Source organism: Pseudomonas sp. AC172 (assembly GCF_979258595.1).
The window spans coordinates 3,489,740-3,511,670 of record NZ_OZ409868.1 but is presented as its reverse complement, the minus strand read 5'-3'; the positions used below and the strand labels follow the sequence as shown (position 1 = coordinate 3,511,670).

Annotated in this window: 25 protein-coding genes; 20 read left to right on the top strand and 5 right to left on the bottom strand. The window is 59.4% G+C overall.

Annotated elements, in window-relative coordinates; all coding sequences use genetic code 11:
- The first annotated feature begins 12 nt into the window (after positions 1 to 12).
- From ACZ0A4_RS15770 to ACZ0A4_RS15695, 16 genes are all read left to right on the top strand, one after another.
- Positions 13 to 369, top strand: a complete 357-nt coding sequence (locus ACZ0A4_RS15770) for a PilZ domain-containing protein (RefSeq protein WP_007908272.1) — start codon at positions 13 to 15, stop codon at positions 367 to 369.
- A gap of 14 nt (positions 370 to 383) precedes the next feature.
- Positions 384 to 1,175, top strand: a complete 792-nt coding sequence (locus ACZ0A4_RS15765) for a TatD family hydrolase (RefSeq protein ID WP_463575496.1) — start codon at positions 384 to 386, stop codon at positions 1,173 to 1,175.
- A gap of 351 nt (positions 1,176 to 1,526) precedes the next feature.
- On the top strand, positions 1,527 to 2,165 hold the full coding sequence (locus ACZ0A4_RS15760; protein WP_007950805.1) for a TetR/AcrR family transcriptional regulator: 639 nt from the start codon (positions 1,527 to 1,529) through the stop codon (positions 2,163 to 2,165).
- 137 nt (positions 2,166 to 2,302) lie between these two features.
- Positions 2,303 to 3,271: a GTP 3',8-cyclase MoaA gene (locus ACZ0A4_RS15755; RefSeq protein WP_463575494.1), complete on the top strand. Its 969-nt coding sequence runs from the start codon at positions 2,303 to 2,305 to the stop codon at positions 3,269 to 3,271.
- 166 nt (positions 3,272 to 3,437) lie between these two features.
- Positions 3,438 to 4,043, top strand: a complete 606-nt coding sequence (locus tag ACZ0A4_RS15750) for a DUF4823 domain-containing protein (RefSeq protein ID WP_007908280.1) — start codon at positions 3,438 to 3,440, stop codon at positions 4,041 to 4,043.
- Between the two features lie 15 nt (positions 4,044 to 4,058).
- Positions 4,059 to 4,619 (top strand): DUF1285 domain-containing protein, encoded by a 561-nt coding sequence (locus tag ACZ0A4_RS15745; RefSeq protein ID WP_463575492.1) that lies wholly within the window; start codon positions 4,059 to 4,061, stop codon positions 4,617 to 4,619.
- Between the two features lie 193 nt (positions 4,620 to 4,812).
- Positions 4,813 to 5,529 (top strand): FadR/GntR family transcriptional regulator, encoded by a 717-nt coding sequence (locus tag ACZ0A4_RS15740; protein WP_127929329.1) that lies wholly within the window; start codon positions 4,813 to 4,815, stop codon positions 5,527 to 5,529.
- Between the two features lie 136 nt (positions 5,530 to 5,665).
- Positions 5,666 to 6,541, top strand: coding sequence for an SMP-30/gluconolactonase/LRE family protein (locus ACZ0A4_RS15735; RefSeq protein WP_463575491.1), 876 nt, complete (start codon positions 5,666 to 5,668; stop codon positions 6,539 to 6,541).
- 271 nt (positions 6,542 to 6,812) lie between these two features.
- A complete protein-coding gene (locus ACZ0A4_RS15730; protein WP_463555329.1) occupies positions 6,813 to 7,631 on the top strand; it encodes an SDR family oxidoreductase in 819 nt (272 codons plus the stop codon).
- A 136-nt stretch (positions 7,632 to 7,767) separates the two neighbouring features.
- Complete coding sequence (locus ACZ0A4_RS15725) at positions 7,768 to 8,772, top strand: substrate-binding domain-containing protein (protein WP_122842546.1); 1,005 nt, start codon at positions 7,768 to 7,770, stop codon at positions 8,770 to 8,772.
- 53 nt (positions 8,773 to 8,825) lie between these two features.
- Positions 8,826 to 10,370 carry an L-arabinose ABC transporter ATP-binding protein AraG gene (araG, locus tag ACZ0A4_RS15720; RefSeq protein WP_463555328.1) on the top strand — a complete coding sequence of 515 codons (1,545 nt, stop codon included), beginning with the start codon at positions 8,826 to 8,828 and terminating at the stop codon, positions 10,368 to 10,370.
- A gap of 12 nt (positions 10,371 to 10,382) precedes the next feature.
- Positions 10,383 to 11,351 carry an L-arabinose ABC transporter permease AraH gene (gene araH / locus ACZ0A4_RS15715; protein WP_026000669.1) on the top strand — a complete coding sequence of 323 codons (969 nt, stop codon included), beginning with the start codon at positions 10,383 to 10,385 and terminating at the stop codon, positions 11,349 to 11,351.
- A gap of 260 nt (positions 11,352 to 11,611) precedes the next feature.
- On the top strand, positions 11,612 to 12,325 hold the full coding sequence (locus tag ACZ0A4_RS15710) for a GntR family transcriptional regulator (protein WP_463575490.1): 714 nt from the start codon (positions 11,612 to 11,614) through the stop codon (positions 12,323 to 12,325).
- A complete protein-coding gene (locus ACZ0A4_RS15705; RefSeq protein WP_463575488.1) occupies positions 12,322 to 13,320 on the top strand; it encodes an ADP-ribosylglycohydrolase family protein in 999 nt (332 codons plus the stop codon). The genes ACZ0A4_RS15710 and ACZ0A4_RS15705 overlap by 4 nt, the downstream gene beginning before the upstream one ends.
- Positions 13,321 to 13,548: 228 nt before the next feature.
- A complete protein-coding gene (locus ACZ0A4_RS15700) occupies positions 13,549 to 15,015 on the top strand; it encodes a purine-cytosine permease family protein (protein WP_463575487.1) in 1,467 nt (488 codons plus the stop codon).
- Entirely contained in the window at positions 15,008 to 15,937 is a 930-nt protein-coding gene (locus tag ACZ0A4_RS15695; protein WP_463575486.1) for a PfkB family carbohydrate kinase, read from the top strand. Before ACZ0A4_RS15700 ends, ACZ0A4_RS15695 begins: the two co-directional genes overlap by 8 nt.
- Positions 15,938 to 16,045: 108 nt before the next feature.
- Here the strand turns inward: ACZ0A4_RS15695 and ACZ0A4_RS15690 are convergent, their stop codons facing one another.
- The 5 genes from ACZ0A4_RS15690 to ACZ0A4_RS15670 all read right to left on the bottom strand — a co-directional run bounded on the left by ACZ0A4_RS15690 (position 16,046) and on the right by ACZ0A4_RS15670 (position 19,175).
- Positions 16,046 to 16,426 carry a Rho termination factor N-terminal domain-containing protein gene (locus ACZ0A4_RS15690; RefSeq protein ID WP_463575485.1) on the bottom strand — a complete coding sequence of 127 codons (381 nt, stop codon included), beginning with the start codon at positions 16,424 to 16,426 and terminating at the stop codon, positions 16,046 to 16,048.
- A gap of 63 nt (positions 16,427 to 16,489) precedes the next feature.
- Positions 16,490 to 16,747, bottom strand: coding sequence for a hypothetical protein (locus tag ACZ0A4_RS15685; RefSeq protein ID WP_016986009.1), 258 nt, complete (start codon positions 16,745 to 16,747; stop codon positions 16,490 to 16,492).
- Positions 16,748 to 16,791: 44 nt separating this feature from the next.
- Positions 16,792 to 17,133 carry a hypothetical protein gene (locus ACZ0A4_RS15680; RefSeq protein ID WP_007908306.1) on the bottom strand — a complete coding sequence of 114 codons (342 nt, stop codon included), beginning with the start codon at positions 17,131 to 17,133 and terminating at the stop codon, positions 16,792 to 16,794.
- A gap of 25 nt (positions 17,134 to 17,158) precedes the next feature.
- Entirely contained in the window at positions 17,159 to 18,412 is a 1,254-nt protein-coding gene (locus tag ACZ0A4_RS15675) for an MFS transporter (RefSeq protein ID WP_463575484.1), read from the bottom strand.
- 109 nt (positions 18,413 to 18,521) lie between these two features.
- Positions 18,522 to 19,175: an HD domain-containing protein gene (locus ACZ0A4_RS15670; protein ID WP_463575483.1), complete on the bottom strand. Its 654-nt coding sequence runs from the start codon at positions 19,173 to 19,175 to the stop codon at positions 18,522 to 18,524.
- A 228-nt stretch (positions 19,176 to 19,403) separates the two neighbouring features.
- Between ACZ0A4_RS15670 and ACZ0A4_RS15665 the strand changes: the two genes are divergently transcribed.
- The 4 genes from ACZ0A4_RS15665 (at position 19,404) to ACZ0A4_RS15650 (ending at position 21,930) form a co-directional block, all read left to right on the top strand.
- Complete coding sequence (locus tag ACZ0A4_RS15665; RefSeq protein ID WP_463575482.1) at positions 19,404 to 19,883, top strand: GNAT family N-acetyltransferase; 480 nt, start codon at positions 19,404 to 19,406, stop codon at positions 19,881 to 19,883.
- Positions 19,884 to 20,042: 159 nt separating this feature from the next.
- Positions 20,043 to 20,705, top strand: a complete 663-nt coding sequence (locus ACZ0A4_RS15660; RefSeq protein ID WP_463575481.1) for a hypothetical protein — start codon at positions 20,043 to 20,045, stop codon at positions 20,703 to 20,705.
- Entirely contained in the window at positions 20,702 to 21,196 is a 495-nt protein-coding gene (locus tag ACZ0A4_RS15655; protein WP_463575480.1) for a PAAR domain-containing protein, read from the top strand. The genes ACZ0A4_RS15660 and ACZ0A4_RS15655 overlap by 4 nt, the downstream gene beginning before the upstream one ends.
- A gap of 5 nt (positions 21,197 to 21,201) precedes the next feature.
- Positions 21,202 to 21,930 (top strand): alpha/beta hydrolase family protein, encoded by a 729-nt coding sequence (locus ACZ0A4_RS15650; protein WP_463575479.1) that lies wholly within the window; start codon positions 21,202 to 21,204, stop codon positions 21,928 to 21,930.
- The last annotated feature ends 1 nt before the right edge of the window (position 21,931 follow it).

Sequence of the window (21,931 nt, the reverse complement as noted above, 5' to 3'; positions counted from 1 at the left end):
GTGGAGGTCAACATGAATGAACCCGTCAGCCCTGGGCCGCGCAACGGCATTTTGTCCCTGACCATCAAGGACAAGTCGGTGCTCTACGCCGCTTACATGCCGTTCATCAAGAACGGTGGCTTGTTCATCCCGACCAACAAGAGTTACAGGTTGGGCGATGAGGTGTTCATGCTGCTCAACCTGATGGACGAGGCCGAGAAGATTCCGGTGGCCGGCAAGGTCGCCTGGATCACCCCCAAAGGGGCGCAAGGCAATCGCGCTGCCGGTGTCGGCGTGCAGTTCAATGACGGCGACAACACCGCGCGCAGTCGCATCGAAACCCACCTGGCCGGAGCGCTTAAATCCGACCGTCCCACTCATACGATGTAAGTAGCCGTCTTTTTATGCTCGTAGATTCCCATTGTCACCTTGATCGTCTCGACCTCGCTGCCCATGACGGGTCGCTGGATGCCGCACTTGATGCAGCCCGACAGCGCGGGGTAGGGCACTTTCTGTGCATCGGCGTGAGTGCCGACAACGCCGCCGACGTCAAAGCGCTGGCTGAGCGTTACGAAGACGTTGATTGCTCGGTCGGCGTGCATCCGCTCGATGTGCAACCCGGCGCGGCGCCTGCGCTAGACTGGCTGTTGCACGAGCTCAATCACCCGAAAGTGGTGGCGATCGGTGAAACCGGTCTGGATTATCACTACGAGCCGGAAGCCGCCGAACTGCAGCAGGAATCATTCCGTCTGCACCTGCAAGCGGCGCAGCAGACCGGCAAACCGGTGATCATCCACACCCGTGGCGCCCGTGCCGATACCCTTGAGTTGCTGCGCGAAGCGGCACTGCCGCAGGCCGGTGTACTGCATTGCTTCACCGAAGACTGGGACATGGCCAAAGCCGCGCTGGACATGGGTTATTACATCTCCCTGTCGGGCATCGTCACGTTCCGCAATGCCGATGCGTTGCGCGATGTCGCGAGCAAGGTTCCGGCGGATCGCTTGCTGGTGGAAACCGATTCACCGTATCTGGCGCCGATCCCTTATCGCGGCAAGCCGAACCTGCCGCAGTACGTGCGCGAAGTAGCGGAGTTCCTGGCGATGCTGCGCGGGGAAAGCTACGAGCGTTTTGCCGAGCAGACCACCGAGAATTTCAAGCGTCTGTTCCCGCTGGCCAGTGTTAAATCTGCCCTGTAAGCGGTAGCCAAATCGCAGGCAAAAAAAACCCGGGTTCTGGGGGGTGAATCCGGGTTAAGACCATTAGGAGTAAAACAAAGGCACGCGGTCCCTTGGTACCTTTACCGGCGCGACACTTGGGGGAGATGTCGCCCGACAGTTCAAGTATTGATCAGTCTGGCGTGCAGTCCAGTTAGCCGGTCGGGGTTTTTAAACAAATTTGGAATACGTTCGCTTCAGTTGAGTTCTCATTGCGCCCAAAACGTTCTCAAAATGAACAAGAAACACAGATATGGTCGGATGATCCGTGCATTTTTGCGCAAGTTAGGCATAATACGCGGCTTCGAATTTTGACCCTTCAGACCTTTTCTTATGCACAAAGAACCTCGTAAGGTCCGTGAGTTTCGTCGCCGCGAGCAAGAAATTCTCGATACCGCGCTCAAGCTGTTCCTCGAACAAGGTGAAGACAGTGTCACCGTCGAGATGATTGCTGATGCCGTGGGTATCGGCAAAGGCACGATCTACAAGCACTTCAAATCCAAGGCCGAGATCTATCTGCGCCTGATGCTCGATTACGAGCGCGATTTGAACGAGCTGCTGCATTCGGCCGATGTCGACAAGGACAAGGAAGCGCTGTCCCGCGCCTACTTCGAATTCCGCATGCGCGACCCGCAGCGCTATCGCCTGTTCGACCGTCTCGAAGAGAAGGTCGTTAAAGGCAATCAGGTGCCGGAAATGGTCGAGGAGCTGCATAAGATCCGTGCCTCGAACTTCGAACGCCTGACCCTGCTGATCAAGGGCCGCATCAGCGAAGGCAAGCTTGAAGACGTACCGCCGTACTTCCATTACTGCGCATCCTGGGCGCTGGTGCACGGCGCCGTCGCGCTGTATCACTCGCCGTTCTGGAGCAATGTGCTGGAAGATCAGGAAGGTTTCTTCCAGTTCTTGATGGACATCGGCGTGCGCATGGGCAACAAGCGCAAGCGCGATCCGGAAACGCCGAGCAGCTGAGCCATTCAGCTGCCTTATTGCGCCATGATTTAGCTACATGACGCAGTACCGCAGGAATATACTCAGGCATAGGGCTTGCTAAAACTTGATTTGTGAGTCAAGTTTTAGCGGCTCGAAATTCTTTCGCCGGAGTGATCATGATCGTTGACCGACAAGGCAGGCGTTTTCGCAATTTGCGGATCAGCCTGACCTCAGCCTGCAATTACGCGTGTACCTACTGCGTGCCTAACGGCAAGCGGCTGGTGGCTGCGCAGGATGAACTGTCGGCTGAAGCCATGGCCCGCGGCGTGGCGTATCTGATCGAAGCCGCCGGCATCGAGCGTCTGCGCATCACTGGCGGCGAGCCGCTGGTCAGCCCCAAGCTCGAATCGTTCATGACCGCTGTCGGCAAGATGGGCCTGGAAGACATCAGTCTGACGACCAACGGCCAACTCCTCGCGAAAAAACTCCCGCTGCTGTTGGATGCTGGTCTGCGTCGCATCAACGTGTCCCTCGATACCCTCGATGCCAGCGCGTTCCGCAGCATCGCCCGTGGCGGCGATCTGGCCACTGTGCTCGATGGCATGGACCAGGCCGCAGCGGCGGGGATGAAGATCAAGGTCAATATGGTGCCATTGCGCGGGCAGAACCTTGATCAAGTCATGCCACTGTTGGATTACTGTCTGGAGCGCGGATACGAACTGCGCTTCATCGAGTTGATGCGTATGGGCCACCTGGCTAAGGACAATAATGCTTTCCTGCAACAGTTTGTGAGTCTGCAACAACTGTTGGAGCTGATCGGCGAGCGTTATGAGTACGCACAAACCGATGCGCCCGTAGACGCCACCGCTGTGCGTTACGCGATTCCCGGCGTGGGCAACTTTGGCGTGATCGCCAACGAAAGCGTGCCGTTTTGCCGGACCTGCTCGCGCTTGCGCTTGTCGTCGACCGGTTGGCTGCATGGCTGCCTGTCGTCGAGCAACCGCCACTATGTCGGCGATCTGCTCGACAAGCCGCGCCATCAGGCACTGCCGGCTCTGCAGCGTTTGCTGGTCAAAGCGTTGGGCGACAAGCAGGAAGTGGCGTTCTCTGGCGGTGCTACCGTCATGAAGATTATCGGCGGCTGATTCTCTTTTTCGCGAGCAGGCTCGCTCCCACAGGGTTTTCGCAATCTGTGGGAGCGAGCCTGCTCGCGAATACGATCCGGCAATCAACGAATTTCCCGAGCTGGCGCAAAAGCTGCATCCAACGGCCATTCGCCGGTTTTCCGTCACCGGCCTCTGGAGGAATAGGATGCGTAGCCTGGTTTTGCTGCTGGCCGTTTTGGCGCTTGGCGGCTGTATGACTGTCAGCGATATGGCCGAAGGCACTCGCTATCAGATGAGCGACGCGGGCTTGCTGGATCACAGCGACAGCCGTCGCGTGAACAATTTCCGCATTCAGCCGGACTCGTTCATCTACATCGCTCAGGGCGCGTTCGCACCGCCGGGTGGTTCCTACCCGCGCCCCAACGTCGTGGCCGAAGAAGCCTTCAAAGGCTTCGTCGAATACTTCCCGATGGTCCGCCGCGCCCGTGCTCCGGAAGGTCTCGATCAGGCCATGGGCGAAGCTCGCGATGCCGGCGCGCACTATCTGCTGTACACGCGTTTCGCCAAGGCTGACGACCGCATCGGCAACTCAGACGAGTGGCTCGATGAAGAAGCGGTAGATCGCCTCGGCATCGACGGTGGCGTGATTCAGATCATGTTGATCGAGACCAGCACCCAGTATTTGATTGATACTGCACGGATCAAGAGTCGTGGCGGTTTACTGACGTTCCACGACAGCAAGCCCGAAGACCTGATCGGCCCGCCGCTGGCACAGTACGCGCGCAGCCTGTTGGGAGTCGGCGACCAATAATTCAAGGAGAACGCCATGAGTGGCCCGCAAAAAGCCAATGACCTGTTGGGACAGATCCCCAAAACCAAAGGCCTGCCGCCGGTGCACTTGTGGAACCCGGACTTCTGCGGCGATATCGACATGCGCATCGCCCGCGACGGCACCTGGTATTACCTGGGCACGCCGATCGGGCGCAAGCCGATGGTCAAGCTGTTCTCGACGATCATGCGCCGCGATGGCGATGACTACTTCCTGATCACCCCGGTCGAGAAGGTCGGGATCAAGGTGGATGATGCGCCGTTCGTGGCGATTGCGGTCGAGGTTGAAGGCGAGGGGGAGGCGCAGCTGTTGCGCTTCACCACCAACGTTGATGAAACCGCCGAGGCCGGGCCTGAGCATCCGATCCGCGTCGAGATTGATCCGACGACGCAAGAACCCGCGCCCTACGTGCATATCCGCACCAATCTTGAAGCGCTGATTCATCGCAATGTGTTCTATCAACTGGTGGAACTGGCGGTCAGCCGCGAAATCGACGGGCAGCGCTGGCTCGGTGTGTGGAGCGGCGGTGAGTTCTTCCGCATCGGCCTCGAACCCTGAATACCAACCACTGTGGGAGCGAGCTTGCTCGCGAAGGCGGACTGTCAGTCAATGTTAAAGGGGACTGATACACCGCTTTCGCGAGCAAGCTCGCTCCCACAGTGGTTTTGTGAATTGCCTGAAAAATCCTGATTGACTGTTAATCGTATGATGATTAGCTTGATCACCCATCGCGATCCGCTTTGAGGTGTTCATGTCCAGCAGCTTTCATGCGTCGACCGTTGACTGGCTGGGCAGCTGGATCGCCGCTGGCCAGGTCAAACCCGGGCAGACGATCAAAGTCGAGGCCGATCTCGGCGAACAGCTCGGCGTCAGCCGCACGGTCATCCGCGAAGCGATCAAAACCCTCGTTGCCAAAGGCATGCTCGAAGTCGGACCGAAAGTCGGCACCCGCGTATTGCCGGTGCGGCGCTGGAACCTGTTCGATCCGCAGGTCGTCGGTTGGCTGTCACGTAATGGCCTGCCGGAAAACTTCGTCGATGACTTGCTCGACCTGCGCCGCACCATAGAACCCATGGCCGTACGCTGGGCCTGCGAGCGGGCGACCCTGGAACAGATCGAAGCGGTGCAACTGGCCTACAACGCCCTTGAGCGTGCGGTCGACAGCGGCATCGATTACAACCGCGCCGATCAGGTCTTCCACGAATGCATCCTCGCCGCCAGCCACAATCAATTCATCGAACAAATGGTTCCGGCGCTCGGCGCGTTGCTCGCGGTGTCATTTGAGGTTTCGGCGGCCGATCCGGATGAACTGCGCCGTACCTTGCCGATCCACAAAGACATGGCCGACGCCATCGCCGCGCGCGATTCCGCGCGGGGCGTGTGGGCGTGCATGACGCTGATTGATAACGCCGATCTGGCGATCAAACGCTTTTACCCGAAAGTCATGGCCGACAAAAAGGCCAGCTGAATACACCGATATCCCCTGTGGGAGCGAGCCTGCTCGCGAAGGCGTTGCATCAGGCGCCTCATGCATCGACTGACACGACGCTTTCGCGAGCAGGCTCGCTCCCACATTAAATAACAACAAGATCCGAGGAGTTGATATGCCGTGGACCGCCCTGACCCAACACCGCGCCCAACTGGGTGAAGGCCCATTCTGGGACGCGCCGACCCAGGCGCTGTACTGGGTAGACATCGCTGGCAAACAGGCCCTACGCCTGATCGGCCAGAACGTGCAGATCTGGCAAATGCCCGAGCACGTCTCCGCGTTCATCCCCTGCGCCAGCGGCGACGCCTTGGTGACCCTGAGCAGCGGCGTCTACCGCCTTGATCTCGATTCCCCGGGGCTCGAGCCGAGTCTGACGCTGTTCTGCGTCGCCGATCCGCAACCGGGCAATCGCCCTAACGAAGCGCGCTGCGATGGCCAAGGTCGACTGTGGCTCGGCACCATGCAAAACAACATCGGCGAGAACGGCGAAGACCTGCCGATCACCCGTCGCTCCGGCGGCCTGTTCCGGATCGATCCGGATAAACGCGTCACACCCTTACTGCGCAATCTGGGAATTCCCAATACCTTGCTGTGGAGTGACGACGGCACCACGCTGCTGTTCGGCGACAGCATGGACAGCACGCTCCATCGCTATTTCATTCACACCGACGGCAACCTTGATGCTGCACAAGTCTGGTACGGCCCCGATCAGCAGGGCGGCCCGGACGGCTCGGCGATGGATGCCGAAGGATTCGTGTGGAATGCCCGTTGGGACGGCAGTTGTCTGCTGCGGCTGACGCCTGATGGCAAGGTCGAGCGCAAAATCGACCTGCCCGTCAGCCGCCCGACCAGTTGTGTATTCGGCGGTGAAGACCTGAAAACCCTGTTCATCACCAGCGCCAAAAGCCCGCACAACCATCCATTGGATGGCGCGGTGCTGTCGATGCGCGTTGATGTTGCAGGAAAACTCTGTACGCGGTTTGCAGGTTGAATCCCAAAATATGGGATGCAAAATTATATATTGAGATTATTTGGTGGTCGGGTTTATAGTCGGCTGCAGCAGTAACACGCACTCACACTTAAAAAGAACAAAACAGGTGAAGTGATGCAGCGAATTTCCATCGCACTCCCATGCGGAGTCCGCGTCTCGCAACGGCCCCAAGCTGTCGGCCGTGCCTGCCTGTTTCGTTCCAACCGCCTTCCAGACCGGACATCGGCAGATGCCCGGTTTTTTTGTGCTCGCGAAACAGGAGTCCTGATCCATGGCTGAGCCTCTTTCCCTGCCGCCGGTGCCCGCGCCGCCGAAGGGTGAGCGCCTGAACAACAAGGTCGTGCTGCTGACCGGCGCCGCGCAAGGCATCGGCGAAGCCATCGTCGCCGCTTTCGCCTCGCAGCAAGCAAAACTGTTGATCAGCGATATCCAGGCCGAGAAAGTCGAGCAAGTCGCCGCCCATTGGCGTGGGCAGGGCTTTGATGTGCAGGCGCTGAAGGCTGACGTTTCGCGTCAGCAGGATCTGCATGCCATGGCCAAACGCGCTGTTGAACTGCACGGGCGCATCGACGTGCTGGTCAACTGCGCCGGGGTCAACGTGTTCCGCGATCCATTGGAAATGACCGAAGAAGACTGGCATCGCTGCTTCGCCATCGATCTGGACGGCGCCTGGTTCGGCTGCAAAGCGGTGTTGCCGCAGATGATCGAGCAGGGCGTTGGCAGCATCATCAACATTGCCTCGACCCACTCCAGCCACATTATTCCCGGCTGCTTCCCGTATCCGGTGGCCAAGCACGGTTTGCTCGGCCTGACCCGCGCGCTCGGCATCGAATACGCCGCGAAGGGCATTCGCGTGAACGCCATCGCACCCGGCTACATCGAAACGCAACTGAACGTCGATTACTGGAACGGTTTCGCCGACCCGCACGCCGAGCGTCAGCGCGCCTTCGATCTGCACCCGCCGAAACGCATCGGTCAGCCGCTTGAAGTAGCAATGACCGCTGTATTTCTGGCCAGCGATGAGGCGCCGTTCATCAACGCGTCATGCATCACCATCGATGGTGGTCGCTCGGTGATGTACCACGACTGAGCGCAGTGGCTTTCACACGGATAAAACCGTTTGCAATCCAATCATCATACGATATGACTATTTTCAGAAGATTTTGCAGGAACACGCTTTAACGCTTTTCAAACATTGCTCAAAAAAAATAACAAGGAGTCAGCTTATGAAACGTCGTTTCGGGATTCGTACCCTGTGCAGTACCGCCCTGGCGGTCACCGCGTTCAGCCTGAGCAGTGCGCTGCTCGCTGCCGACACCGTGAAAATCGGTTTTCTGGTCAAGCAGGCTGAAGAGCCGTGGTTCCAGACCGAGTGGGCTTTCGCCGAGAAAGCCGCCAAGGACAAGGGCTTCGAACTGATCAAGATCGCTGTGCCGGACGGTGAGAAAACCCTGTCGGCGATCGACAGTCTTGCCGCCAACGGTGCCAAGGGCTTCGTCATTTGCCCGCCGGACGTCTCGCTCGGCCCGGCGATCATGGCCAAAGCCAAACTCAATGACCTGAAAGTGATTGCCGTCGACGACCGTTTCGTCGACGCCAACGGCAAGTTCATGGAAGACGTGCCGTACCTCGGCATGGCCGCGTTCGAAGTCGGCCAGAAGCAGGGCAACGCCATGGTCGCCGAAGCGAAAAAGCGTAACTGGGACTGGAAAGACACCTACGCGGTGGTCAACACCTACAACGAACTCGACACCGGCAAGAAGCGCACCGACGGCTCGGTGAAGTCCCTCGAAGATGCCGGTATGCCGAAAGACCACATTCTGTTCGCCGCACTGAAAACCCTCGACGTACCGGGCAGCATGGACGCGACCAACTCGGCGCTGGTGAAACTACCGAGCGCTGCGAAAAACCTGATCATCGGCGGCATGAACGACAACACCGTGCTCGGCGGCGTGCGCGCCACTGAAGCGGCCGGTTTCGCCGCCGCCAACGTGATCGGCATTGGTATCAACGGTACCGACGCCATCGGCGAACTGAAAAAGCCTAACAGCGGCTTCTTCGGCTCAATGCTGCCAAGCCCGCATATCGAAGGCTACAAAACCGCCGAGATGATGTTCGAGTGGGTGACCACAGGCAAAGAACCGCCGAAGTACACCGCGATGGACGACGTCACCCTGATCACCCGCGAAAACTTCAAGCAAGAGCTGGAAAAAATCGGCTTGTGGAACTGATGCAGCGACGGCCCGGGCAGCCGGGCCGTTTTTCGGTGTGAAGAGGTGGCTTTATGCACGCGCAAGTACAGACACACGAACATAGCGCCGTTGGCAGCCTGCGTTTCAACGGCATCGGCAAAACCTTTCCCGGCGTGAAAGCGCTGGACGCGATCAGCTTCGTCGCGCATCCCGGCCAGGTTCATGCCTTGATGGGCGAGAACGGCGCCGGCAAATCGACCCTGCTGAAAATCCTCGGCGGCGCCTACATCCCGAGCAGCGGCGAGTTGCAGATCGGCGAGCAGACCATGGCGTTCAAGTCGACCGCCGACAGCATCGGCAGCGGCGTCGCGGTGATTCACCAAGAGCTGCATCTGGTGCCGGAAATGACCGTCGCCGAAAACCTGTTTCTCGGCCATCTACCGGCCAGTTTCGGTTTGATAAATCGCGGTGCCCTGCGTCAGCAAGCGTTGAATTGCCTCAAAGGCCTGGCTGATGAAATCGATCCGCAGACCAAGGTCGGACGTTTGTCCCTCGGCCAGCGACAATTGGTGGAAATTGCTAAAGCGTTATCGCGCGGCGCCCATGTGATCGCCTTCGACGAACCGACCAGCAGTCTTTCGGCCCGTGAAATCGACCGCTTGATGGCGATCATCGGCCGCCTGCGCGACGAGGGCAAAGTCGTGCTCTACGTCTCCCATCGCATGGAAGAAGTGTTCCGCATCTGCGACGCGGTGACAGTGTTCAAGGACGGCCGCTACGTGCGCACCTTCGATGACATGAGCCAGTTGACCCACGATCAACTGGTGACCTGCATGGTCGGTCGCGACATTCAGGACATCTACGATTATCGCCATCGTCCACGCGGCGCGGTGGCGCTGAAGGTCGCCGGCTTGCTCGGTCCTGGCCTGCGTGAGCCGATCAGTTTCGAGGCGCACAAAGGCGAAATTCTTGGCCTGTTCGGACTGGTCGGGGCAGGGCGCACCGAACTGTTTCGTTTGCTCAGCGGGCTGGAACGCAACACGGCCGGGCGCCTCGAATTGCGCGGTCATGAATTGAAACTGCGCTCACCGCGCGACGCGATTGCGGCGGGCATTTTGCTGTGTCCGGAGGATCGCAAGAAGGAAGGCATCATCCCGCTGGCCAGCGTCGCCGAGAACATCAACATCAGTGCACGTGGCGCCCATTCGGGTCTTGGCTGCCTGATTCGCGGTCTGTGGGAAAAGGGCAACGCCGACAAACAGATCAAAGCGCTGAAAGTGAAAACCCCGCACGCCGGTCAGCAGATCAAATTCCTTTCCGGCGGCAATCAGCAGAAGGCCATTCTCGGTCGCTGGCTGTCGATGCCGATGAAAGTGCTGCTGCTCGACGAACCGACGCGTGGCATCGACATCGGCGCCAAGGCGGAGATCTACCAGATCATCCATAACCTCGCCGCCGAGGGCATTTCGGTGATCGTGGTGTCCAGCGATCTGATGGAAGTGATGGGCATTTCCGACCGCATTCTGGTGCTCTGCGAAGGCGCCCTGCGCGGCGAAATCAGCCGTGACCAGGCCAATGAATCCAACCTGCTGCAACTGGCTTTGCCGCGCCACCGCGCTGACGGCGTGGCGAACTGAGAGGTGACTATGATGACAACCCAAAACGAAACCCTGCCCAAAGAGCGCAAACCTCTGGACATGCGCCGCTTCCTTGATGACTGGGTCATGCTACTGGCGGCTGTAGGCATTTTCGTTGCCTGCACGCTGCTGATCGACAACTTCCTTTCGCCGCTGAACATGCGCGGCCTAGGCCTGGCGATTTCCACCACCGGGATCGCCGCGTGCACGATGTTGTACTGCCTGGCGTCGGGTCATTTCGACTTGTCGGTGGGCTCGGTGATTGCCTGCGCCGGCGTGGTCGCGGCGGTGGTGATGCGTGACACCAACAGCGTGTTTCTCGGTGTCAGTGCAGCGTTGGTGATGGGCCTGATTGTCGGGCTGATCAACGGGATCGTGATTGCCAAGTTGCGCGTCAATGCGTTGATCACTACGTTGGCGACCATGCAGATCGTTCGTGGTCTGGCGTACATTTTTGCCAACGGCAAAGCGGTGGGTGTGTCGCAGGAATCGTTCTTCGTCTTCGGCAACGGCCAGTTGTTTGGCGTGCCGGTGCCGATTCTGATCACCATCGTTTGCTTTCTGTTTTTTGGCTGGCTGCTGAATTACACCACCTACGGGCGCAATACCATGGCCATCGGTGGCAACCAGGAAGCAGCGTTGCTGGCGGGCGTGAACGTTGATCGCACCAAGATCATTATCTTTGCCGTGCACGGTGTGATTGGCGCGTTGGCCGGGGTGATTCTGGCGTCGCGGATGACCTCGGGGCAGCCGATGATTGGTCAGGGTTTTGAGCTGACGGTGATCTCGGCTTGCGTGCTGGGCGGGGTGTCGTTGAGCGGCGGGATTGGCATGATCCGGCATGTGATTGCCGGGGTGTTGATTTTGGCGATCATCGAGAATGCGATGAACCTGAAGAATATTGATACGTTCTACCAATACGTTATTCGCGGTTCGATTTTGCTGCTGGCCGTGGTCATCGACCGCCTGAAGCAGCGCTGAGTCAAAGGCTACCCTCATCGGAACGCCGCCCGCCCAGCCCTCTCCCAGAGAGAGAGGGGGAAAGGGAGCAGATCTTCTGGTTTTTCAAACCTGAGTTCGACTGGATATTTCAGGTCGATGTCATTCGAATAAACACCTCCATCAGTCCCCTCTCCCACCGGGAGAGGGCTAGGGTGAGGGGCTTTTGATTCTTCCGCCTTTCGTCACTATCCCCAAATATCCCTTGCCCGCCCACACCGGTTTCGGGTATCAATTTGTACATGATTAGACAGGTACGATTTGACAAGAAACAACGGGTGGTCGACGAGCTCGTCCGGCGCATCGAAAGCGGCCTCATGGAGGACGGCTTTCTATTGCCCGGCGAGCATCAGTTGGCTCAAGAATTCAACGTCAGCCGTGGCACGTTGCGCGAAGCGCTGGCCGAACTGAAACGGCGCAATTACATCGCCACACAAAGCGGCGTCGGCTCCATCGTCACCTTCGATGGTGTGGCGCTTGATCAGCGTAGCGGCTGGGCGCAGGCACTGGCTGACAGCGGCGCACTGATCAACACCGAAGTGCTGCGTCTGGAAGCGGTGACCCGGCCGGATCTGCTCTCGCGTTTCGGTACGGAAAACTTCATCACCCTCGACCGTCGTCGTCGCTCCAACGACGGCACGCTGGTGTCCCTCGAACGCTCTTTGATGCCCGCGACCGGCGGCCTGGAAAGCTTGCCGCGCGTCGGCCTGATCGATAATTCCCTGACCATCACCCTGGCCGCCTACGGCTACATCGGCGAGCGCGGCGATCAATGGATCGGCGCCGAACCGCTGAATGCCGAAGACGCCGAACTGCTCGGTCGTCCGGCCGGCACGGTTTTCCTCAAGGCGTTGCGCACAACCTACGACCGCCAGAACCGTTTCATGGAGCAGGTCGAAAGCCTGCTCGACCCGGTGCATTTCCGTCTGCACCTGCAATTTGGAGAATCGAAATGACCGCGCTCAACCGTGCCCTCGGCGCTTTTTATGGCCTGGCCCTCGGCGACGCGCTGGGCATGCCGACGCAATCGCTGAACCGTGAAACGATCAAGACCCGCTTCGGCACAATCACCGATCTGCAGGACGCCGGGCCGCTGCAACCGATTGCCGCGAACATGCCCAAAGGCTCGATCACCGACGACACCGAACAGGCGATTCTGGTCGGCGAATTGCTGGTCGAAGGCAAGGGCCGCATCGAGCCGGCAATCCTCGCGCAACGTTTGATCGAGTGGGAAGCCGAGATGCAGGCCAAGGGCTCGCAGGATTTACTCGGGCCGTCGACCAAACGCGCGATCGAAATGATCCTCGCTGGCCACTCGCCGGAAGAAGCCGGGCGCTACGGCACCACCAACGGTGCGGCAATGCGTATTACGCCGGTGGGGATTGCGGCGGATGTCGTCGACCCCGAGCGCTTTATTGCGGCGGTGGTGCAGGCCTGTCAGGTCACCCATAACACCACGCTGGGGATTTCCAGCGCGGCGGCAGTGGCGGCGGTGGTGTCTGCCGGCATCAATGGCATGGACCTGGGCGAGGCGTTGAACCTCGGTCAGCAGATCGCTCAGCAAGCGGAAGCGCACGGTCACTGGGTCGCTGGTGGCCGCATCGGTTCGCGCATCAGTTGGGCACGCAGCATCAGCGTCGATAGCGACAAGGCACTGCTGGCGGATCTGCTCTACGACGTGATCGGTACTTCGGTGGCGTCGCAGGAGTCGGTGGTGGTCTCGTTCGCGCTGGCGCAACAAGTGGCTATCGGTGAGATGAGTGCGTTCGATGCGCTGTGCATGGCCGCCAGCCTGGGCGGCGACACCGACACCATCGCGGCGATCCTCGGCGCCATGCTCGGGGCCTGCCTGGGCCTTGAGAGTTGGCCTGTCGAGATGATTGATACGGTGAAGGCCGTTAATCATCTGGAGCTTGAGCCGTTGGTGCAGGGACTGTTGGCCTTGCGCTGATTGAACTGACGCCATCGCTGGCAAGCCAGCTCCCACAGGTTTTTGCTGTGAACACAAATTTGTGTACACCCCGATCCCTGTGGGAGCTGGCTTGCCAGCGATAGGCGCACCAAAATTGTTGAATCATTCACCCGCAATGGATCGCACAGACAGGCCGAGGACGGCCGCGATGTCTTGTCGTTTTGCATCATTGCCACAACCACAAAAAAGGCAAACAGGAGCACCTTCATGAGTTCATCATCCGCCGGGCAAAGCGCCGGGCAACTGGAAACCCGCGGCATCGAACCGGTGCCGGAAGCCGAGTGCAACGGGCATCCGCTGCAACTGTTCTGGGTCTGGTTCGCCGCCAACATCTCCATCCTCGGTCTGCCGCTGGGCGCCACACTGGTGGCGTTTCGCGGGCTGGCGATCTGGCAGGCGATCATCGTCGCGATCATCGGCGCCGCCGGTTCGTTTGCCGTGGTCGGGATCATCTCGATTGCCGGTCGACGTGGCCGCGCGCCAAGCCTGACCTTGTCGCGTGCGATCTTCGGTGTACGCGGCAACATCGGCCCGACGCTGGTCTCGCTGATGTCGCGTCTGGGCTGGGAAACCGTCAACACCACTACCGCTGCATTCGTGCTGCTGTCGCTCTGCTCGATTCTGTTCGGCTCACCGGTTGAAGCGAAAAGCGCACCGGTACTGACGCTGGTCTTCATCGCGATTTTCGTCCTGCTGACCTTGTCGGTTTCCGGCCTCGGCCACGCGACCTTGCTGGTGATCCAAAAATGGGCGACCTACGTGTTCGGCGCGCTGAACATTCTGGTCGGCGGTTTCCTCTGCGCGACTATCGACTGGAACGCGGTGTTCAACGCCACGCCAGCGCCGATGAGCGCAATGATCATCGGTATCGGCACCATGGCCGCCGGCACCGGCATCGGTTGGGCCAACGCTGGCGCCGACATGTCGCGCTATCAGCATCGCAGCGTCAAGGCTGTGCGACTGGTCGCGTCCGCCGCATTCGGTGCGGGTATTCCACTGGTGTTGCTGATCACCCTCGGCGGCTTGCTGTCGGTGGGCAATAACGACCTCGCCTCGGCGACTGACCCGATCGTGGCGATCCGCGACATGCTGCCAACGTGGATGGCCGTGCCGTACCTGATCACCGCGTTCGGTGGTCTGTTGCTGTCGAACAACCTGTCGGTGTACTCCGCCGGTCTGACCACGCTGACGCTGGGTCTGAAGGTCAAACGCGTTTACGCGGTGGTGGTCGACATCGTCGCGATCTTCGCCGGTTCGATCTACTTCATGCTGATCGCCGACAGCTTCTACGGCCCGTTTATCACGTTCATTTCCCTGCTGGCGGTGCCGATCACCGCGTGGGTCGGGATCTTCGTGATAGACCTGATTCACCGTCACTACTACAGCCCGACAGATTTGCTCGACGTCAGCCCGAGCAGCGCTTACTGGTATCACGGCGGTATCGAGTGGCGTGCATTTGGCGCGTGGGCGATTGCCATCGTCCTCGGCTTCAGCTTCACCACCATCGGCACCACTGCAGAGAACGTCTGGTTCAAAGGCTTCCTGTCCGACTCGTGGCTGGGCCACAACGGCCTCGGCTGGATCGTGACGTTCGTGGTGGCCGGTGGCATTTACTTCGTCCTCGGCGGGGCGAAAGATCGCCGCGCCGCGCAAACCGAGAATGCTCATGCCTAAGATGTTGCACACCGGCCAGGTCATCATCGACCTGGTCATGGCCGTGGATAAACTGCCGCAGATTGGCGGTGACGTACTGGCACAGTCGGCCGGTTTCGAAGCCGGTGGTGGGTTCAATGTGATGGCGGCAGCGGTGCGTAATGGCCTGCCGGTGGTGTATCTCGGTCGCCATGGCAGCGGGCGTTTCGGCGATCTCGCGCGTCAGGCGATGAACGCCGAGGGGATTCACATCGGCATCACCGAACCCGCACAGAAAGACACCGGTTTATGTGTGGCGCTGACCGATGCGTCGGCGGAGCGCAGTTTCATTTCCTATATCGGCGCAGAAGGTGAAGTGACGCAGGCGGATCTGAACAGCGTGCCGGCCGAGGCGGGCGACTACGTTTATCTGAGCGGCTACAGCCTGCTCCACGCAGGCAAGGCCCAGGCGTTGCTCGATTGGACGCTGGCACTGCCGGATTCGATCGACGTGGTGTTCGATCCGGGCCCGTTGGTGGAATCGCCGGACTCCCTGATGATGCAGGCGTTGCTGCCGCGCATCGATGTGTGGACCAGCAACAGTGTTGAAGCACTGCGGTTTACCGGCGCTGATGATATTGGCGCGGCGCTGGATCGTCTCGCTGAGCATCTGCCCAATGAAGTGCTGATGGTGGTCCGTGACGGGCCGCAGGGCTGCTGGATTCATCAGCGCGATGAGCGTCGGCATGTGCCCGGGTTTGCGGTGAATGCGGTGGACAGCAATGGCGCCGGTGATGCGCATGCCGGGGTGTTTATTGCCGGATTGGCGCAGGGTTTGCCCGCGCATGAAGCCGCTCGCCGGGCGAATGCGGCAGCGGCTATCGCGGTGACGCGCTGGGGGCCGGCGACTTCGCCGGGTGCGACTGAAGTGGATGCGTTTATCCGCGAGTCCGGCGGCGTCTGATCTTCCGCTTTCGCGAGCAAGCTCGCTCCCACAGGAAATGTGTGAACGACATCAATCCAGTGTGGGAGCGAGCTTGCTCGCGAAGGGGCCATCAGCCTCACACATAACTCAACCGGCCTTACGCAAGGCTTCGATCAACTCCTGCTTGCGCATCGAAGACCGCCCCGGAATCTTCTTCGCCCGGGCCTCCTTCATCAAGCTATCGACTGTCTGCGTATCCTTCGAAGCCTTGCTGTTACGCGAATGCCCCTCGCGACTGGCCACTGCTCGCCGTGACGATTCCTTGCGATCTTCGGACTTGGCACTCGCCGGTTTCTTGCGTCCTGAGCCGCCGCTCTTCTCGCCGCCGCCCGATTGCTTGTTCACCGTCGCCCAGGCCCGCGCCTCGGCGTCATCTTTCGACAGACCTTTCTTTTCGTAGCTGTCCTCGATGTGCTCGGCTTTGCGTTCTTGCTCGGCGGTGTATTTGTCTTTGCTTCCACGAGGCATGGGATTTCTCCTCTTGTGTGCAGATCAAGCCGCTCGCCGCCCAGGCGGCGAGCGGTCGCAGGACTACTGCAGATCCAGCTTGCGCGCCGCCTCAACGCCAGCGGCACTGAGCTTGATCGGCAGGTTCAACGAATGTTCGCCAGCCTCGTTGCAGGTCACATGCCCGTGGTGAATCAGTCCACGATCCTGCAAAGCGGCGAGGGCGCTGGCCACGACCTTCTCGCCCCGGTAATTGTCCAGCACCTCCTTGCCCAGTCCACTCGGATGAGCGTGCAGCAGGCGGGTGAGGACTTCTTTTTCCAGGTTTTTATCGACGTTCATGGTTACCTCTTCATTGGGTTGAACAGGACGCTCGCGTCGGCGAACTACTGACCGGAGCCTTCGGAACCGGAGCCACCGGTGGTGGTTTTCGAGCCGACGCCGGGGCCCGCGTTGTCTGGGGTGGCGGGGGCGTCGGGGGTATTCATGCCGCCCTGCCGGCCCGGGTCACTGCCCTGGGTGCGCGGATCAGTACCGGTGGCGGGCGGCTGATTGATCAGGGGCACGCCGGAGCCATCGGTGTTCATGCCGGGAGCACTGTTGATGGCGGGGGCGCGTGGCGGGGTCGGATCGGTAGGGCCGGTGCCCGCAGCGGTGGCGGATGCGGCGAAAACCGCAGGGCAGAGCAGGGCGCTGAATACGAAAGCGGTCAACCTTGACGGGATCATAGGGCTTCTCCAGTGATTGGAATCCTTACCTGTCGTTGGTCTGCCCGCTGATCGGATTGGTGCCTGATGAACGACGAACGGTCTGGATTGCCTGCGCCGGTTTCAGACTGATCCGTCGCCAGAGCAAGCGGCCAAGGGTGATCAGCCAGTTGGCCAACGCGACGATCAATACCGTCAAAAGCAGTGTGCTCATGCCGTGCTCGACGATGATTTTCCCGGCGAGTAACGGGAAACCAAACACGCCGATGAAGTAGGCGAGACTGAACAGCAACAAGGCCTGCGATGTAGTACCGGCTGGTGCTTCGTTGGCGGCGAGGCCATTGATCACCGAATAGGTCAGGCCATAACCGACACCGAGCATCAGCGCCGCCAACAGGTAGCTGAATCCGCTGTGTACGCCGAACGCGAACAGCACAATTGAACTCAGCATCAGCCCCGACAGCAGGCACGATGCGCGTAATGGATCACGCTGAACGACATATCCTGCGATCAGCATCCGACTGCTGATCGCGGCACTCATGAAGCCGAGAAAGAACAACGAATAGTCCAGCGAGCGGGTGGCGGCATAGCTGGTCTGAAAGCTCGACAGTCCACCGAATACACAACCGCCGAGACCAACCATGATGATCGGAAACAGGGCGCGCGAGCCGAGCACTTGAGTGGTCGCTTGCCAGCTGATTTTTGCCGCGGTCGGGGCCTGTGAGCTTTTCAATCGAGCACCCAGCTGCCAGAACAGTAGTACCCCAATGAGGCTCGCCAACGCCGCCAGATAAAATGCCGAGGTCACTGGCAAACCCAATGCACTCGCCGCACGACCCAGCAATGGCCCGCTGCCGATGCCGGTCATCATGCTGCCGGACAGCAAGGCGAAATATCTGGCCCGCTGCGCCGGGGTCACCAGACTCGCGACGATGATCGGCCCCAAGGTGTAGAAAACGCCCCAGCCCAATCCCAACAGCAAGCCGAAAAACAGCAGCAGATGACCAAAGCCCGGCGTCAGCGCAAAGCCCAGACTTGCCGCCACCAGCAACAGGCCGAACAGGGCAATCGAGCGCGCCGCGCCGAGCCAGTCCGACAGATGCCCGGAAAGCAGCACCGCGATAAACGTACTGAGCATCGCCGCCGAAATCACACTTCCCGCATCGTGCTCATTGCCACCGCGTGAACCGATCAGCAGCGACAGCAAAAACGTCGAACCGTAGGACAACGACAACAGATAACTGGCGAGGCAGAACAGGCCGAACAACTTGCCTGATACCGGGGGTGTAGCTTGAGACATGACGCGGTTCCTTGACCGGAAAAATTAAGCGTCATCTGTTTACCACGTCAGGTGAGCGGATTAGGTCTGAGCCTGGCGAAGTCAGGATCGCTGTGCGCCGGAGTAACGCTCAGGCGATGCCGATCTCTTCCTTGAATTGCTCCATGAAACTCTCCAGACGCTGATGACGGATCTGCGCCAGGCGCTGGCCGGTGGCGGTCTGGAAACCGTCGGCGAGGTGCAGCAGCTTGGTCTGGAAATGATCGAGGCAAAAACGCTTGTCGTCGTAGTCGCGCTGTTTCGCTTCGGGATCCTGCGGGTCGTACAGCGCCGAACCCATGCGCCCGGCGATGTAGAACGTGCGGGCGACGCCGAGCATGCCGAGTGAGTCGAGGCGGTCGGCGTCCTGGACGATTTTCGCTTCGAGGGTAAGTGGTGTGATGTTGGCGGAGAAACTGTGGGCTTCGATGGCGTGGGCCACGGCGGTGATTTTTTCTTCGGACCAGTTCATCTCCGCGAGCACTGCCGACGCTTTGTCCGCCGCTAATCGCGATGCCTGCGCGCGCAGTGGCGAATTCTTTTCGACGGCAACGCAATCGTGCAAGAGCACGGCGGCGAGCAATACCTCAAGATCGCCACCTTCTTCTACATGTAGCGTACGCACGTTGTGCCAGACCCGCTGCAGGTGGGCGAGGTCGTGAGCGCCGTCATCGGACGGTTCCAGAGCGTTTGGCAGCAACTCTGCTGCCAGTGCCGCCACAGGTGTAAAAAACTCAAGGTTCATAAGCATCCTTTCAGATTGTCGAAGTCCCTGTGGGAGCGAGCTTGCTCGCGAAGGCGTCCTTACAGTCACCTGCATTGGTGAATGACAGAATGTATTCGCGAGCAAGCTCGCTCCCACATGGAGTGGCGGCGTTTGAAGCATCGCGAGAGGGTATCCGCTGTTTTGCCATGTGACGAGCGCCGCCCACGGCCTTAGTATGGCGTTTTCCTTTTCCGACAAGGCCCGTCCATGACGATCGACATCCGCCCGGCGACCCCCAGCGATGCCCCGCAAATCCTCGCCTTCATCACTGAACTCGCCGATTTCGAAAAGGCCCGCCACGAAGTCATCGCCAGCGTTGCCGACATCGAACGCAGCCTGTTCGGCGAAGGCGCCACCGCCCACGGCCTGATCTGCCTGCGCGATGGACTGCCGATCGGTTTCGCGGTGTTCTTCTTCAGCTATTCGACCTGGCTCGGCAGCAACTGCCTGTACCTCGAAGACCTCTACATCACCCCCGACCAACGCGGCGGCGGTGCCGGCAAAACCCTGCTGCGCCACCTCGCGAAAATCGCCTGCGACAACGACTGCGGCCGCTTCGAATGGAGCGTGCTTGACTGGAACACGCCAGCGATCGATTTCTACAAATCCCTCGGTGCGCAACCCCAGGAAGAATGGGTGCGCTACCGCATGGATGGCAAGGTTCTCCGCGAGTTCGCCGAGGGCTGAAAACAATGATGGCAATCCAATGCTAATTCGATTGTCGCCAGCGCTCTAGTCCGGCATTCTACGCGCCATTTTTGCGCGCTCATGGATGACACCTGCAATGCCTCTGGCACAATTTCTCCACGCCCGTGGAGCCTTCGCTGCGTCAACGAGTGACTGGCGATGAGCGGACTTCGGGCGTCAATGCGTTTGTATGGCCTGGTGAAAAACTCAGGCTCAAGCGACAACGCCCAGCGTCAACCGGTCGATATTCTCTGTACGACGAACAGCACGGGCGGCACTGCCATTCGTGCGTTCGTGTCACGCCTTGATGCCGAGTTGATGACCCGCAGTGCCGGGCTCGCCGATTACCGCGTGATACCGCTGCGCACCTTCGATCCGACGGCGTTTATCGGCGCTCATCAAGGTTGGCTGGTGCTGCACATCTGTTGCGGCTTCGTCGCCCCTGCCGGGCATTCGCTGCTCAAGGACGGCGGGTTGATGCCGATGGGCTGGTACGCCTATTCCGAGATCGGTCACTGGACGGCCGAACATCATCTGGACCTCGGCACACAAATGGCCGATTTGCTGCAATCGACTTACGAGCGCAATCACCTGCGCAACTACAACGCCTGGCTCAACGAGCTGGACGACGCCTCGCCTGCCGAGCTGGCGTGGCATGTCGAGGAAGCCTGGCAACATCTGCAATCGGCTACATCCCCTGATAACCGTGAGCATTGCCACGCCCTGTTCGACCCCGTCGACAACCGCTGGCGCTTCGCCGTAACCGACATCGATATCCATCAGCCACACCCGGAATCCCCGAAGCAAGGAGCTTTGAATTGAGTGGTAAACCCGCTGCACGCGTCACCGACCCGACCGCCTGCCCATTGCCAGGCCATGGCACCAACCCGATCGTCTCCGGCTCGCCCGACGTCTTCTTCGATGGCCTCGCCGCTGCGCGCATGACCGATAAATCGGCGTGCGGCAGCCCGATTACCGGGGCAGTCTCCGGTACCGTTTTCATCAACGGCTTGAATGCCGCAATGCTCGACAGTACCGGCGGCCACGGCAATGTCGTGGTCGGTGGTTCGGGGACGGTGATAATCGGCCAGAGTGGCGGCGGCGCGGCGTTTAGCGGGTTGTTGCCGATGCCGGTGCATTTTACGGACAGGTTGCAAGTAGTGAATGAAGCAACTGGCGAGCCAGTGCCCGACCACCCTTATGTGATTCAGCGGGGCGATGGGAGCATGGAACACGGAATCACCAATGAGCAGGGCTTTACTCATATGGTCAGCTCTCATTTGGCCGAAACCATAAAACTGTTTGTAGAGTGATCGAAATGGAAGTTGCAAATCCTGCACTCAAAGATTGCAAAAACGAGGTGGTGAGTCATGAGTTGACTTGCAAAACCGACCAGACAGTAAAATCTGTAGCAATCAAAATCAAAAAAATCGTGGTGTTTTTCATTGGCGGGGCTGGAGACAAGGAACAGTATTATCAAGATCAACCACCTCACGGTAACGTAACCAGTGCGCAGGTTCTATTGCCTAAGAAATTCAACGACGCGCAAATTGAAAAAGTGAAGTCGGTGTACCTTAGTTATAAGGATGTGCGCGGCAAGAAGGACATAGAAAAGTACGTGCTGAGTTATCTGAAAGGTGATAAATCAATTTATATAAGTATCGTTGGTCACAGTCTGGGAGGATGGAACGGCGCCCATCTGGCAGCCATACTCAAAGAACAGGGATTTACGGTGAAGTCCTTGGTCACGCTTGATCCAGTGGGCGGCGGATTGGGTGTCTGGCTGATTTCAGACATTTACGCCACCACCCCGAAGCCTGGTGCAGAGTACTGGATCAATATATTGGCTGCACCGGCGAAACCCAATCAGTCCGATGATGTCGCTGAGATGGGAGAACGCTGGGTCATGAGTTCGGGTCCTGATATCAATAAAGCGGTAGACACCAACCACGAAGATGCAGGCGTAATGTTCAAGGCGAGGATTCTTGGCGAACAGTCCGCATGTGATCTCATCGCTGAAAAAATGATCAAATATCTGGAGTCTTGAC

Excerpts from the sequence above, each read along its gene's own strand:
- ACZ0A4_RS15770 (WP_007908272.1), top strand. The coding sequence starts at position 13 with ATGAATGAACCCGTCAGCCCTGGGCCGCGCAACGGCATTTTGTCCCTG.
- ACZ0A4_RS15765 (WP_463575496.1), top strand. The coding sequence starts at position 384 with ATGCTCGTAGATTCCCATTGTCACCTTGATCGTCTCGACCTCGCTGCC.
- ACZ0A4_RS15760 (WP_007950805.1), top strand. The coding sequence starts at position 1,527 with ATGCACAAAGAACCTCGTAAGGTCCGTGAGTTTCGTCGCCGCGAGCAA.
- ACZ0A4_RS15755 (WP_463575494.1), top strand. The coding sequence starts at position 2,303 with ATGATCGTTGACCGACAAGGCAGGCGTTTTCGCAATTTGCGGATCAGC.
- ACZ0A4_RS15750 (WP_007908280.1), top strand. The coding sequence starts at position 3,438 with ATGCGTAGCCTGGTTTTGCTGCTGGCCGTTTTGGCGCTTGGCGGCTGT.
- ACZ0A4_RS15745 (WP_463575492.1), top strand. The coding sequence starts at position 4,059 with ATGAGTGGCCCGCAAAAAGCCAATGACCTGTTGGGACAGATCCCCAAA.
- ACZ0A4_RS15740 (WP_127929329.1), top strand. The coding sequence starts at position 4,813 with ATGTCCAGCAGCTTTCATGCGTCGACCGTTGACTGGCTGGGCAGCTGG.
- ACZ0A4_RS15735 (WP_463575491.1), top strand. The coding sequence starts at position 5,666 with ATGCCGTGGACCGCCCTGACCCAACACCGCGCCCAACTGGGTGAAGGC.
- ACZ0A4_RS15730 (WP_463555329.1), top strand. The coding sequence starts at position 6,813 with ATGGCTGAGCCTCTTTCCCTGCCGCCGGTGCCCGCGCCGCCGAAGGGT.
- ACZ0A4_RS15725 (WP_122842546.1), top strand. The coding sequence starts at position 7,768 with ATGAAACGTCGTTTCGGGATTCGTACCCTGTGCAGTACCGCCCTGGCG.
- araG (WP_463555328.1), top strand. The coding sequence starts at position 8,826 with ATGCACGCGCAAGTACAGACACACGAACATAGCGCCGTTGGCAGCCTG.
- araH (WP_026000669.1), top strand. The coding sequence starts at position 10,383 with ATGACAACCCAAAACGAAACCCTGCCCAAAGAGCGCAAACCTCTGGAC.
- ACZ0A4_RS15710 (WP_463575490.1), top strand. The coding sequence starts at position 11,612 with ATGATTAGACAGGTACGATTTGACAAGAAACAACGGGTGGTCGACGAG.
- ACZ0A4_RS15705 (WP_463575488.1), top strand. The coding sequence starts at position 12,322 with ATGACCGCGCTCAACCGTGCCCTCGGCGCTTTTTATGGCCTGGCCCTC.
- ACZ0A4_RS15700 (WP_463575487.1), top strand. The coding sequence starts at position 13,549 with ATGAGTTCATCATCCGCCGGGCAAAGCGCCGGGCAACTGGAAACCCGC.
- ACZ0A4_RS15695 (WP_463575486.1), top strand. The coding sequence starts at position 15,008 with ATGCCTAAGATGTTGCACACCGGCCAGGTCATCATCGACCTGGTCATG.
- ACZ0A4_RS15690 (WP_463575485.1), bottom strand. The coding sequence starts at position 16,426 with ATGCCTCGTGGAAGCAAAGACAAATACACCGCCGAGCAAGAACGCAAA.
- ACZ0A4_RS15685 (WP_016986009.1), bottom strand. The coding sequence starts at position 16,747 with ATGAACGTCGATAAAAACCTGGAAAAAGAAGTCCTCACCCGCCTGCTG.
- ACZ0A4_RS15680 (WP_007908306.1), bottom strand. The coding sequence starts at position 17,133 with ATGATCCCGTCAAGGTTGACCGCTTTCGTATTCAGCGCCCTGCTCTGC.
- ACZ0A4_RS15675 (WP_463575484.1), bottom strand. The coding sequence starts at position 18,412 with ATGTCTCAAGCTACACCCCCGGTATCAGGCAAGTTGTTCGGCCTGTTC.
- ACZ0A4_RS15670 (WP_463575483.1), bottom strand. The coding sequence starts at position 19,175 with ATGAACCTTGAGTTTTTTACACCTGTGGCGGCACTGGCAGCAGAGTTG.
- ACZ0A4_RS15665 (WP_463575482.1), top strand. The coding sequence starts at position 19,404 with ATGACGATCGACATCCGCCCGGCGACCCCCAGCGATGCCCCGCAAATC.
- ACZ0A4_RS15660 (WP_463575481.1), top strand. The coding sequence starts at position 20,043 with ATGAGCGGACTTCGGGCGTCAATGCGTTTGTATGGCCTGGTGAAAAAC.
- ACZ0A4_RS15650 (WP_463575479.1), top strand. The coding sequence starts at position 21,202 with ATGGAAGTTGCAAATCCTGCACTCAAAGATTGCAAAAACGAGGTGGTG.